We start from the raw sequence: 13,426 nt of genomic DNA, 5'->3' as shown, positions 1-13,426 counted from the left end.
AGGTACCACGCTGATCCCCGCTCGCACAGCAGAGGTTCATCAGATACGACCTGGCGCCACCGCGCACGATGTCAGGGCGGTACTCGCCGATCAGGTGCTCGCCGTGATACCCGGAATGCCCTTCAGTTCACCGATGAGCATCGACGTGACCTTGACCGGATAGTCGTACAGCGCGAACACCGTTTCCCGTTGCTTGCCCATCAGCTTCAGGTGCACCGGGGTGTCACCGTGGTGGGCTTGGAGGGTTTGTTTGAGTTCGGTGACGATGCTGTGGTTGATTTTGTCGGCTGAGGCGAGCAGGAGCAGGGGTGGATCTTCGTCGTCGGAGGTGACGGTGGACAGATCCAGCGGGACGAGGGCACCGCCGAAGACCGACATCTTGTCGTCGCGCCAGTTGACGCGGCCTTTGACGACGATGGCGTTGTCTTCGATGAGGTCGGCGGCGAACAGGGCGTAGGACTTGGGGAAGAAGAGGACTTCCATGGAGGCGTCCATGTCTTCGACAGTGCAGATGGCCCAGGGTTCGCCTTTTTTGTTGACGCGGCGCTCCAGAGTGGTGATGAGGCCGGCGATTTCGATCTCGCCTTCTTTGGGCGGGTCGGCGAGGATCGCGGCGATGGGCCGTTTGGCGTGTTTGCGGAGGATGCGCTCGGCGCCGTCGAGGGGATGGGCCGAGACGTAGAGGCCGAGCATCTCGCGTTCGTAGGCGAGGAGTTGTTTGCGGGGGTATTCGTCGTCGCCGAATTTGAGGTGGGCCAGCGGTGAAGCCGAGGGAGTGGGATCGGCGTCGTCGGTGGTGCCGAAGAGGTCGAATTGCCCCATGGCTTCTTGCCGCTTGAGGGGTACGACGGCGTCGACGGCGTCTTCGTGCTGCTGGACCATGGCCAGGCGGGTGTTGCCGAGGGAATCGAAACCGCCTGCCTTGATGAGCGATTCGATGACGCGTTTGTTGCAGGCGACGAGTTCGGACTTGTCGAGGAAGTCGGTGAAGGTGGAGTACTTGCCCTTGGTGTTGCGGGTGGTGATGATCGAATCGACGACGTTGGCGCCGACGTTGCGGACGGCACCGAGTCCGAAGCGGATGTCGTCGCTGACGGCGGCGAAGCGCTGGCCGGATTCGTTGACGTCCGGTGGGAGCACCTTGATGCCGAGGCGGCGGCATTCCGACAGGTACACCGCGGACTTGTCCTTGTTGTCCCCGACCGAGGTCAGCAACGCGGCCATGTACTCGGCGGTGTAGTTCGCCTTCAGATACGCCGTCCAGTAGGACACCAGGGCATACGCGGCGGCGTGCGACTTGTTGAACGCGTACCCGGCGAACGGCAGAATCGTGTCCCACAACGCCTGAATGGCCTCGTCGGAGAAGCCGTTGTCGCGCATACCGGCGTGGAACCCCTCGAACTCTTTGTCGAGGACCTCCTTCTTCTTCTTGCCCATCGCCCTGCGCAGCACATCCGCGCGACCCATCGTGTATCCGGCGACCTTCTGGGCGATGTGCATGATCTGTTCTTGGTAGACGATCAGACCATAAGTGTCGGCGAGGATTTCTTTCAGCGGCTCGGCCAGCTCCTTGTGAATGGGCTTGACCTGCTGCCGGTTGTTCTTCCTGTCCGCGTAGTCGTTGTGCGCGTTCATGCCCATCGGACCCGGCCGGTACAGCGCGCCGACGGCCACGATGTCGTCGAAGCCGGTCGGCTGCATCCTGCGCAGCAGGTCGCGCATGGCCCCGCCGTCCAGCTGGAACACCCCGAGCGTGTCACCACGGGACAACAGCTTGTACGTCTCGGGATCGTCGACGTCGAGGGTGTCGAGGTCGATGTCCTCGCCTCGGTTGTCCTTGACGTTGTCGATGGCGTCCCCGATGACGGTCAGATTCCGCAACCCGAGGAAGTCCATCTTCAGCAGGCCGATGGCCTCACACGACGGGTAATCCCAGCCGGTGATCACCGAACCGTCGTCCCGCTGCCACAGCGGAATCGCGTCCAGCAACGGCTCACTGGACATGATCACCGCGCACGCGTGCACACCCGCGTTGCGAATCAGCCCCTCAAGCCCCCTGGCCGTGTTGAAGATCGTGGAGACCTCCTGGTCGGTCTCCACCAGCGACCGCACCTCGGCGGCCTCCCCGAACCGCTCGTGCTCCGGATCCACGATCCCGGCGAGCGGAATGTCCTTTGCCATGATCGGCGGCGGCAGCGCCTTCGAGATCCGGTCGGCGATCGAATAGCCGGGCTGGCCGTAGTGAACCCTCGCCGAGTCCTTGATCGCGGCCTTCGTCTTAATGGTGCCGAAGGTGATCACCTGCGCGACCCGGTCGGCGCCGTACTTCTCGGTGGCGTAGCGCACCATCTCGCCGCGCCTGCGGTCGTCGAAGTCGATGTCGATGTCGGGCATCGAGGCCCGCTCGGGGTTGAGGAACCGTTCGAAGAGCAGCTTCTGCGGGATCGGGTCGAGGTTGGTGATACCCAGCGCGTAGGCGACGAGGGACCCCGCGGCGGAACCACGGCCCGGCCCCACCCTGATGCCGACACCGCGCGCGTAGTTGATCAGGTCGGCGACGACGAGGAAGTAGGCGGGGAACCCTTTCCCCACGATGACTTCCAGCTCCATGTCGCACCGCTCGACATAGCCTTCGGGAACACCATTGGGAAAACGCCATTCGAGACCGGCCATGACCTGCTTGTGCAGCCAGCTCGCCTCGTCGAACCCCTCCGGAACCGCGAACTTCGGCATCCGGTCCCTGTGCGCGTAGACCTCCTCGTACGAGGTCACCCGCTCCGCGATCAGCAACGTCGAATCAGCGGCGCCGGGAACCTCGACATCCCAGTACTCCCGCATTTCCGCGGCGGCCTTCAGATAATAGCCATCACCATCGAACTTGAACCGATTCGGATCCGACAGCGTCTTACCAGACTGCACACACAACAACGCCGAATGCGAATCAGCCTGATCCTTCGTCACATAATGCGAATCATTTGTCGCCAATGGCGACAAATTCAACTGCCGCCCCACCTCAAGTAAACCCTCACGGACCGACCGCTCGATCGGCAACCCGTGATCCATCAATTCCAGGAAGAAATTGTCCGGACCGAAGATGTCCCGGTAATCCGCGGCGGCCCGCAGTGCCTCGTCCTTCTGCCCCAACCGCAAGCGCGTCTGTACCTCACCCGAAGGGCACCCCGTCGTCGCGATGATGCCCTCGGCATTCTCCGCGATCAATTCGCGATCCATCCGAGGCTTACGGTAATACCCCTGAATACTCGCCAACGACGACAGCTTGAACAGATTACGCAACCCCGTCGCGTTCTCGGCCAGCATCGTCATGTGCGTATACGAACCCGCACCCGAAACGTCGCCGCCCTCACCGAACTCATCGGCGCCCCGCTGATTCGCCTGCCCCCAGAACACCGGCTTCTTGTGGAATCGCGACTCCGGCGCGATATACGCCTCGATACCGATGATCGGCTTGATGCCCGACCGCACGGCCTGCTGATAAAACTCATCAGCACCATACATATTCCCGTGGTCGGTCATCCCCACCGCCGGCATCCCCAGCCGCGCCGCCTCGGCGAACAACGGAGCGATCTTCGCCGCACCATCGAGCATCGAATACTCGGTGTGCACATGCAGGTGGACGAAAGAATCGTTCGACACCAGCGAAAACCTCCCCTTGAGCGGTTTGACCGACGGCCCTGACTACAGGGCTCCCACCCTAGCCCGCCCCTCCGACAGAACCGGAGGAGACTTGCCGCAGCGGGCGGGCGAACGGCTCACGCCCGCGGGAGGGCACGGGAGGGCCCGGCCCGCCCGGTCCATCACTCCACGGGGTGGCGCCGAGACCGACTAGCGGCCATGCTCACACCCTTGAGAACGGGCAGGCCATGTCACCGGGTACCGGCCAATGGTTCACTGCTCGCATGACACACGACGAGGCGCCCGAGCTCCGTTACGCCATGGGCTCGGACGTCGGGCAGCGGCGCAGCGCCAACGAGGACTCCGCGTACGCCACCGGCAGGCTGCTCGCCGTGGCCGACGGGATGGGTGGCCACGCCGCGGGCGAGGTGGCCAGCGCGGAAGCCATCGGCGCGATCAGGGAACTCGACGACCGGCTCTCCGCACGCGGCGCGGACAGCGAGGAACCTGACCTGCTGGCCGAACTGGGCGAGGCGGTGGCCGTCGCGGCGGCGAGACTCAACACGAAAGTCGCCGACGACGAGGAACTCGCCGGGATGGGCACCACGCTCACGGCGATGTTGTGGCAAGACACCACCTTCGGTCTCGCGCACATCGGCGACTCGCGGTGCTACCTGCGCAGAGACGGCGAGCTGCGGCAACTGACGAAGGACCACACGATGGTCCAGACTCTCGTCGACGAGGGCCAGATCCCCGCCGAACTGGCTGCCCGGCATCCGAGCCGCTCGGTGCTGATCAGAGCGTTGCTCGCCGGATCGGCGGGAGAACCCGACCTTTCGCTGCACACCGCGCTGCCCGGTGACCGCTACCTGCTGTGCTCCGACGGGCTCACCGATGTCGCGACCGCCGAGGAAATCGGCGAGCTGCTCGATTCAGCCGCCGATCCCCTCGAAGCCGTTCGCGGCCTCATCGACCTCGCCAACGAGGGTGGCGGCCCCGACAACATCACGTGTGTCGTGGCGTTCCTCGGCGAGTGAGCGGTCAGGTGGCCGCACCCCTTCGCCACACCTTGCGGTGAGCGGGCCGGTCCTGCACCGGCTGGTCGGCGGCCACGTCGGTACGGGTCGCGCCGAGGTCCGCCGAGGCCGCGCCCGGGTCGGTCGTCTGCACGATCCGCTTGCGCGCGGGCAGCACGGCGATGAGCAGCCCGACGAGCGCCGTGCCGAGGTGCAGCCAGTTGTCGGCCGTGTTGAGCGCGAGCGGATTGCCGAGCCCGCTGACCGGGTTGCTGGAGAACACACCCGTGATCGCCATCCCCCACACCAGCAGCACGCCGAAGCCGAGGAAGAGCAGCCAGCCGTACGTGCGGGCAAGCCCCGACCTCGTCGCGAACAGCAGGCCGAGCACACCGACGACGATGCTCACCACGTTGTGCAGCGGATTCACCGAGAAGCCGAGCAGCATGCTGTGCTGGGCCGCGGTGAAACCACCGAACCCCGTGATGACGAGGCCGACGATGCCGAAGGCCAGGTACACCAGGCCGACCAGCCCTGCCAGAAGCTGCGCCGGCTGGAAGCCCGAGACCCTGACCTGTGTTTGTGTCGGACGATCCATGATCGCCTCCTCATGCGGAACGTGACAGCCGTCGGTTTCCCCGCCGGATACCCCGGTCACCTGCCCGCAAACGCGGAGCCGAACCGCAGGTCAGCCCTGGTCGGCGAGGCAGGTCACCCGCACGCGGTGGACGGCGTTGTTGGCGAAACCTCGCCTGTTCCACGCCTGCCGTGCGGGCTGGCCGTTTCCTGATCCGTCGACGGCCCGCACGGACAGTTCGTGCTGGCCCGGCCGCGCCTCCCAGGTCGTAGTCCAGCGTCGCCACGCCCACCGGTGTCCTGTCTCAGCGGCCAGGGTGGCACTCCACCAGTGCTCGCCGCCGTCGGCGCTGACCTCGACCTCGCTCACCGGCGCCCTGCCCGACCACGCCCTTCCCGCCAGCTCCACCGTTCCGGGCCGCACGATCCGGTGCCGGGAGAGGAAGTCGGGGAAGCCGGGAGGGATCAGCAGCGCGCGAGGCGCCATCCAGGACACCGGTTCGCCGTCCTCGTCCTCGCCGTGCCGAACCCGGTAGGCGACGGCGTTCTGGAAGCCGGTGAAGGCGCTGCCGGTCACTTCCAGGTCGCACAGCCACTTGACACTCGCCATGCCGTACCAGCCCGGCACGATCAATCTCAGCGGGAAACCGTGCTGCGGCGGCAGATCCGCTCCGTTCATCGCGTAGGCGAGCAGCACGTCCTCCCCGCGCGTTTCGGCGAGCGGCAGCCCACGCCGGTAGTCCTGCTCGACGCCACGCTCGATACCGTGATCAGCCCCGGTGAACACCACGTCGACCCCGTCCTCGCCTGGCTTCGCCCGTTCGAGCACGTCCCGCAACGGCACGCCCGTCCACTCGGCGGTGCCGACGGCCTCGACGAGCCACGGCTGGCTCACCGGCCTCGGGACGAGCGCCGCCCTGCCGTTGCCCGCGCACTCCATCGTCACGCGCACCGTGCGGGAGGGCATCGCCTTCAGCTCGTCGAGGGTCAGCGCGAGCGGGGTGCCGACGAGGCCACCCACCCTCAGCGACCACATGCCGGGGTCGACGTGGGGGATGTCGTAATGCGTCAGCAGGTAATGCAGTCCGGGGGGAGTGACGTCGTGGCGCAAAGCCTCCAGCGGAAGGCCATGGTTGCGGGCCGCGAGCGCCAGCTCCTCCATGCCGATGCCCTCCCCTTCGGCTGCCAGCCGCGAGGGGAGGCTGATGTCCGAGAGCTTCGGGTTCATCCCGTCAGGATGCACCCCCGGCCGCCTGCCGGGCACCCTCGGCAGAACCGGGTTTTCCACGGTTGCGCATCGCGCCGTTGTCGCTAGTCGGTGCTACCCAGATCGCCGTTCCAGGTGTCGCACGCCGATGTGTCGCGCGCGGCGTAACCGGCCTCGGCCCAGTGGAGCTGGGTCGCGCTCGAACCGTGGGTCTCGCTGTCCACCCAGTTCTCGAAATCGGCGACGGCCGCCTCCGCCGTCGCCGTGCTCACCGACCCGTTTCCACCGGCCGCCGCGAGAAACATGCCCGCGAAGCAGTTGGCCTGCAACTCCACTTTCCTGTTGAGCGCGCGATCCTCGGGGCCCGCCTCCTCGTAGTCCGCGAGTTCGGCGTTGACGACGTCCAAGACACCCGCCATCCGCTGTACGTGGTGGCCGTACTCGTGGGCGACGGTCGCGAGATGTGCTTGTTCGACCTCACCGAGCGAGTCGAGAATCCTGGCCCTCGGCAGGTAGATCGTGGAATCGGTATGGCAGTAGAGGCCGGTCGCCTCGTCGGAGGGCGGCAGTGCCCCGCACGCGGTCTCCGGTTCGTCGTCCAGCCGGAGGTTCACCTTGAGAAACGGAATGCCGACCTCGGCCAGCGCCGGTGCCCACGCCTTTTCGAGGCAGTCGAGCTCGGCGAGGTAGTACTCGCTCAGCCGCCGAGGTTCGGTGCTGAATTCCGGCAACTCGCAGCCGAGCGCGGGCACGGCCGCTCCGTCGGCCAGCAACGGCAGGTCTCGTACCGTCTCGACGCCATCCGGCAGCCCGTTGTTGCTCCGTCGCCCGCCTTCGCCGCTGCCCGCGCCGGTCGTGTTCCTCGCCGCGCTGTCGGCCGATCTGCCGTGCACACCGGCGACGACGACAACGACACCGGCAACGAGCAGCAAGGTGACCACGAGCGGAAGCCCCGTGCGCCACCACCTTCCGGCCGGACCGGTCCTGGAGCGGGCAGGCGGAGAGGCGGCCTTTTCGGCATCGTCCCCAGCAGTATTCACGGCAGCCTTCGTGGAGTGAAGCGGTGCGTCTTGTGATGGTCGACCGGCATCGTAGCCGCCGGAGCGCGGCGTCGGGGCCGATCGAGAACAACTGTGGGCGCAGCAGGGTTCGAACCTGCGACCCCCTCCTTGTAAGGGAGGTGCTCTTCCGCTGAGCTATGCGCCCTGACGGCGGCACTGTCGTGCCGCCCGAAGAAGGTCAGCCGAGCTGGGCGACCGCCTTCTTCCACGCCTGCTGGTCCCGAGCCTCACCCGGCTGGTTGACCTCGGCGAACCGTACGACGCCTTCCTTGTCGATGAGGAAGGTGCCGCGCAGCGCGAGCCCGGCCTTGTCGTTGAAGACGCCGTAGGACCGCGCGACCTCACCGTGTGGCCAGAAGTCCGAGAGCAGCGGGAACTGGTAGCCCTGCTGCTCGGCCCACGCCTTGAGCGAGAACGGCGTGTCCACCGAGACACCGAGGACCTGAACGCCCTCGTTGTCGTACTCCGCGAACTCGTCCCTCAACTGGCAGAGCTCGCCCTGACAGATTCCGCTGAACGCGAACGGGTAGAAGACAAGCAGAACCGGCTTGTCCCCCTGGAAGGACGACAGCGTGGTTTCCTGCTTGTTGTAATCGTTGAGCGTGAAGTCCGGGGCTTGCTGTCCGACCTCGACCGCCATACCGAGTTTCCTCTCCCGCTAGGTCGTCCGGCGTGAAAAACCGTGTGTGCCGGACAACCCTATCGCGGGCACGGAAGGGCCACACGTGCCCACCATGCCGTCAGCGACGTGATTTCGACCTCGGTACGAGCCGGGTCGCCATCCACGCCTCCCCCACACTCAGGTTGGAGGTCTGCGACAGCCCGACGGTCGGTACCGCCTCGGCGATGTCACTCGGCTCGACGTGTCCCTGCTGGCCGGTCTTGGGAGTCAGTACCCAGATGACGCCGTTCTCGTCCAGTGGCGCCCTGGCGTCGACAAGCGCGTCGCCGAGATCGCCGTCCCCCTCACGCCACCAGAGCAACACGATGTCGATGACCTCATCGGCGTCCTCGTCCAGCAATTCATTGCCTGTGTGCTCCTCGACCGCGGACCGCACATCGTCATCGACGTCCTCGTCCCAGCCGATTTCCTGGACCACCATGTCCGGCTTGATCCCAAGCCTCTCGGCGACGCTGTGCTGTTCAGCGTCTCCCGCGGCGACCACGACTTCACTCCTCCAACGGCAACTGGCGTGCGGCACGTCACGTGCTTGACCGACGAGCCCACTCTATGAACATGGATGGGCTTAGCGAACACTGACGGGGCCTGCGGCGCAACCGTCCACACCGGATTGACGGCAACTCGTGTCCGGCAGCGTAGCCTCGGCCGCCCCGCTCCGCGAGCGAAATACCCGCCCATCACGGTGGGCCTCAGCAGCGATTACCCCGGTAGCGCGGCCACACCGGCAACCTGCCCTCCGCACTCAACTAGGGTGGGACCAGCGCTCGCGGCGGCCTAACCAGGCCGGACGCGGCGCGTGGCTCCGGCATGGAGGTTACCGCCCGGTAGTGGTGACGAATGCCCTGATTGCGACGACGATGGCAGGCAGGGCGGCACGACACGCCAGGGCGCGCCCGCCGCGACGGCGAGCGACAGGGCGGCAACACGACAACGTCAGACAGCGTCACACAGGTCAGCAACAATTTCGCGACACAGCGGAAACAACAGCGAAAACCGGCAATACCAGGCATCACCCAAGACACAATCGGCGAGGAGATCCCTTGGCCCCCCAGAACGACAAGGCCGAGCGCGGCGCGGGAGCCGGCGCTTCCGGCGATGGCGCACCGGCGCGAGTTCGCGTCATCCGCGACGGACTGGCGGCGCATCTGCCCGACATCGACCCCGAAGAGACAGCCGAATGGCTGGATTCCTTCGACGCGGCGCTGGCGACGGGTGGCCAGCAGCGGGCACGATACCTGATGTTGCGCGTGCTGGAACGCGCACGGGAACGCAACGTGGGCGTTCCGCCACTCACCGCGACCGACTACGTCAACACCATTCCCACGGAGAACGAGCCGTGGTTCCCCGGTGACGAGGAGATCGAGCGTCGCTACCGCGCCTGGATCAGGTGGAACGCGGCGATCATGGTGCACAGGGCTCAGCGTCCCGGTGTCGGCGTCGGCGGGCACATCTCGACGTATGCCTCCTCCGCCGCCCTCTACGAGGTCGGCTTCAACCACTTCTTCCGGGGCAAGGACCACTCCGGCGGCGGCGACCACGTCTTCTTCCAGGGCCACGCCTCCCCCGGGATGTACGCGCGCGCCTTCCTCGAAGGACGCCTGAACGAGAACCAGCTCGACGGGTTCCGGCAGGAGTACTCGCACGCCGGTGAGGGAGGGGGCCTGCCCTCCTACCCGCATCCGCGCCTGATGCAGGACTTCTGGGAGTACCCGACGGTGTCCATGGGGCTCGGCCCGATGAACGCCATCTACCAGGCGAGGTTCAACCGCTACCTGCACGCCCGGGGTGTCAAGGACACGAGCGACCAGCACGTGTGGGCGTTCCTCGGCGACGGTGAGATGGACGAGCCGGAGTCGCGCGGATTGATCCACGTCGCCGCGGGCGAGGGACTCGACAACCTGACCTTCGTCATCAACTGCAACCTGCAGCGGCTCGACGGTCCGGTTCGCGGCAACGGCAAGATCATCCAGGAGCTCGAAGCCTACTTCCGGGGTGCGGGCTGGAACGTGATCAAGGTCATCTGGGGCCGCGAGTGGGACTCGCTGCTTTCGGCCGACCGCGATGGCGCGCTGGTCAACCTGATGAACACCACGCCAGACGGCGACTACCAGACCTACAAGGCCAACGACGGCGCCTACGTCAGGGAGCACTTCTTCGGCAGGGATCCCCGCACGAAGGAGCTGGTGAAGGACCTCACCGACGCCGACATCTGGAACCTCAAGCGCGGCGGGCACGACTACCGCAAGGTCTACGCCGCGTACAAGGCGGCGATGGAGCACCACGGCAGGCCGACGGTGATCCTCGCCCACACCATCAAGGGTTACGGCCTCGGCCCCGCCTTCGAGGGCCGCAACGCCACGCACCAGATGAAGAAGCTGACGCTGGACGACCTCAAGCTGTTCCGCGACTCGCAGCGCATCCCCATCAGCGACGAGCAACTGGAGCGCGACCCGAAGCTGCCGCCGTACTACCACCCGGGTGAGGACTCCCCCGAGATCCAGTACCTGCTCGGCAGGCGCAAGACGCTCGGCGGTTTCGTCCCCGAACGCCGCGCCAAGGCCAAGCCGCTCGTGCTGCCCGGCGATTCGGTGTACGAGGCGGTGCGCAAGGGCTCCGGCAAGCAGGAGGTCGCCACCACGATGGCGTTCGTCAGGCTGGTCCGCGAGCTGGCCAAGGACGCCGAGATCGGCTCGCGCATCGTGCCGATCATCCCCGACGAGGCCCGCACCTTCGGCCTCGACTCGATGTTCCCCACGGCCAAGATCTACAACCCGCAGGGGCAGACCTACACCTCGGTCGACGCGCAACTCATGCTGGCCTACAAGGAATCGGAGCAGGGCCAGCTGCTGCACGAAGGCATCAACGAGGCCGGGTCGACCGCGTCGTTCACGGCGGTGGGCACCTCCTACGCCACGCACGGCGAGCCGATGATCCCGGTCTACATCTTCTACTCGATGTTCGGGTTCCAGCGCACCGGAGACGGGCTCTACGCCGCGGCCGACCAGATGGCGAGGGGCTTCGTTCTCGGCGCCACGGCGGGAAGGACGACGCTCACCGGCGAAGGACTTCAGCACGCCGACGGGCATTCGCTCCTGCTTTCGGCGACCAACCCCGCCGCGGTCGCCTACGACCCCGCGTGGTCGTTCGAGATCGCGCACATCGTGCGGTCGGGCCTGCACAGGATGTACGGCGAGACGGGCCCCAACGGCAACGGGGAGAACGTCTTCTACTACATCACCATCTACAACGAGCCCTACCAGCAGCCAGCCGAGCCGGACAATCTCGACGTCGACGGCCTGCTCAAGGGTCTCTACAAGTACGCGGACGCGCCGGAGGGCGGTGATTCGGCAGGGCCGGAGGTCCAGCTGCTGGTGTCGGGCGTGACCATGCCGGACGCGTTGCGGGCACAGCGGATGCTGCTCGACGAGTGGGGTGTACGGGCGGCCGTGTGGTCGGCGACCTCGTGGACCGAGCTGCGCAGGGAAGCCGTCGAGGTCGACAGGGACAACTTCCTCTACCCCGCCGACACCCCGAGAATCCCGTACGTCACCCAGGCTCTGCGGGACGCCAACGGTCCCATCGTCGCGGCGTCCGACTGGATGCGGGCCGTGCCGGACCTGATCCGGCCTTGGGTTCCCGGCGACATGCTGACGCTGGGCACCGACGGGTTCGGTTTCTCCGACACCAGGCCCGCCGCGCGCAGGCACTTCCTCGTCGACGCGCAGTCGATCACGGTCGGCGCGCTGACGATACTGGCGCGGCGTGGCGAGATCGACCAGGCGAAGGTCGTCGAGGCCGCCGAGAAGTACCAGATCCACGACGTCGCCGCGGCAGGCCCGCAGACGTCGGACTCCGGCGTCGCATAGGCGCGAGGCGAACGGCCCGCTCCCTGCCACCAGGCGGGGAGCGGGCCGTTCTCTTTCCGCCGGCCCCCCGCCCTGGTATCCCTGATACGGGTGGGTGAAGGCCGCAAGTGAGGAGAACACCGTGACCAAGCGCAGGCTGCCACGTCCGGCCGAGCTCGCCGAGATCCTGCGGCCGAAGCCCTTCGTGCTCAACCCGACCGACCGCAGGCTCTCGAACGCCCACACGATCGCCGACCTGCGCTCGATGGCCCGCAAGCGCACGCCGAGGGCGGTGTTCGACTACACCGACGGCGCCGCCGAGCTCGAAGACAGTCTGCGCAGGGCGAGACAGGGCTACCGGAGGGTCGAATTCCGGCCGAACATCCTGCGCGGCGTGTCCGAAGTGGACACCAGCGTCACGGTGCTCGGCAAGCGCGGCGAGCTGCCGTTCGCGTTCGCGCCGACCGGGTTCACCCGCATGATGAACCACGAGGGAGAGCGCGCGGTCGCCCGCGTCGCGCAGCGCGAGGGCATCCCCTACGCGCTGTCCACGATGGGAACCACCTCCATCGAGGACGTCGCCGAGGCCGCGCCGTCGGCGCGCAAATGGTTCCAGCTCTACGTGTGGCACGACCGCGCCGTCGGCGCCGACCTCATGCGCAGGGCCTGGGATTCGGGCTACGACACGCTGTTGCTCACGGTCGACACCCCGGTCGGCGGAGCGCGCATGCGCGACGTGCGCAACGGCCTGACGATCCCGCCGACGCTGACTCCCCGCACGTTCCTCGACGGAGCCATGCACCCCGCGTGGTGGATGAACCTGCTCACCACGGAACCACTCGCGTTCGCGTCGCTGGTCAGCACATCGGGCGGCACCGTCGCCGATCTGATCGACAAGATCTTCGACCCGACGCTGAACTTCGACGATCTCGCCTGGGTGAAGGAGAGCTGGCCGGGTTCGCTGGTGGTCAAGGGCGTGCAGAACGCCGACGACGCCCGCGACGTCGTCAAGGCGGGTGCCGACGCCGTCATCCTGTCCAACCACGGAGGCAGGCAGCTCGACAGGGCACCGACGCCGCTTGAGCTGCTGCCCGCCACGCTGGAGGCCGTCCACGGGGTCAGGGACGACGCGGAGGTGTGGCTCGACACGGGCATCCTCTCCGGCGGCGACATCGTCGCCGCGATGGCCATGGGAGCCGATTTGTGCCTCATCGGAAGGGCCTACCTCTACGGCCTGATGGCCGGAGGTGAGCGGGGCGTCCAGCGCGCCGTCGACATCCTGCGCACCGAGCTCGTGCGCACCATGCAATTGCTCGGTGTCGCCTCTGTGAGCGACCTGTCTCCCAGCAACGCAATCCTGCGTTAGTGCTGGTAGAGGCCCCACGAACGGGTGAGCCCCCTGGCGC

Annotated in this window: 9 protein-coding genes and 1 tRNA gene; 3 read left to right on the top strand and 7 right to left on the bottom strand. The window is 66.8% G+C overall.

Going from position 1 to position 13,426, the window contains the following annotated elements; genetic code table 11:
* Positions 1 to 90: 90 nt before the first annotated feature.
* The gene (gene dnaE, locus BAY61_RS07430; RefSeq protein WP_091800222.1) at positions 91 to 3,654 is read right to left on the bottom strand and encodes a DNA polymerase III subunit alpha; all 3,564 of its coding nucleotides are present in this window, start codon (positions 3,652 to 3,654) and stop codon (positions 91 to 93) included.
* A gap of 263 nt (positions 3,655 to 3,917) precedes the next feature.
* Here dnaE and BAY61_RS07425 point away from each other — a divergent pair, with 263 nt between their 5' ends.
* Entirely contained in the window at positions 3,918 to 4,670 is a 753-nt protein-coding gene (locus BAY61_RS07425; RefSeq protein ID WP_091800219.1) for a PP2C family protein-serine/threonine phosphatase, read from the top strand.
* A gap of 4 nt (positions 4,671 to 4,674) precedes the next feature.
* Here BAY61_RS07425 and BAY61_RS07420 read toward each other — a convergent pair whose 3' ends face one another.
* The 6 genes from BAY61_RS07420 to BAY61_RS07395 form a co-directional block, all read right to left on the bottom strand.
* Entirely contained in the window at positions 4,675 to 5,247 is a 573-nt protein-coding gene (locus tag BAY61_RS07420) for a DUF4383 domain-containing protein (protein WP_091800216.1), read from the bottom strand.
* Between the two features lie 90 nt (positions 5,248 to 5,337).
* A complete protein-coding gene (locus tag BAY61_RS07415; protein WP_091800214.1) occupies positions 5,338 to 6,453 on the bottom strand; it encodes a sulfite oxidase in 1,116 nt (371 codons plus the stop codon).
* A gap of 83 nt (positions 6,454 to 6,536) precedes the next feature.
* Complete coding sequence (locus BAY61_RS07410; protein WP_091800211.1) at positions 6,537 to 7,472, bottom strand: neutral zinc metallopeptidase; 936 nt, start codon at positions 7,470 to 7,472, stop codon at positions 6,537 to 6,539.
* A 94-nt stretch (positions 7,473 to 7,566) separates the two neighbouring features.
* Positions 7,567 to 7,638 (bottom strand) — tRNA-Val (locus BAY61_RS07405).
* 33 nt (positions 7,639 to 7,671) lie between these two features.
* Positions 7,672 to 8,133: a peroxiredoxin gene (locus BAY61_RS07400; protein WP_091800208.1), complete on the bottom strand. Its 462-nt coding sequence runs from the start codon at positions 8,131 to 8,133 to the stop codon at positions 7,672 to 7,674.
* Between the two features lie 100 nt (positions 8,134 to 8,233).
* Complete coding sequence (locus tag BAY61_RS07395; RefSeq protein ID WP_091800206.1) at positions 8,234 to 8,659, bottom strand: DUF3052 domain-containing protein; 426 nt, start codon at positions 8,657 to 8,659, stop codon at positions 8,234 to 8,236.
* A 556-nt stretch (positions 8,660 to 9,215) separates the two neighbouring features.
* On the opposite strand from BAY61_RS07395, the gene aceE reads away from it, so the two are divergent.
* Both aceE and BAY61_RS07385 read left to right on the top strand, forming a co-directional pair.
* Positions 9,216 to 12,041: a pyruvate dehydrogenase (acetyl-transferring), homodimeric type gene (gene aceE / locus BAY61_RS07390; protein ID WP_091800203.1), complete on the top strand. Its 2,826-nt coding sequence runs from the start codon at positions 9,216 to 9,218 to the stop codon at positions 12,039 to 12,041.
* Positions 12,042 to 12,162: 121 nt separating this feature from the next.
* Positions 12,163 to 13,386: an alpha-hydroxy acid oxidase gene (locus BAY61_RS07385; protein WP_091800881.1), complete on the top strand. Its 1,224-nt coding sequence runs from the start codon at positions 12,163 to 12,165 to the stop codon at positions 13,384 to 13,386.
* Positions 13,387 to 13,426: the final 40 nt, after the last annotated feature.

The organism is Prauserella marina (assembly GCF_002240355.1).
In the GTDB taxonomy this organism is placed as follows: Bacteria; Actinomycetota; Actinomycetes; order Mycobacteriales; family Pseudonocardiaceae; genus Prauserella_A; species Prauserella_A marina.
The sequence above is the reverse complement of the archived record's forward strand: the minus strand, read 5'-3'. Positions and strand labels throughout refer to the sequence as shown.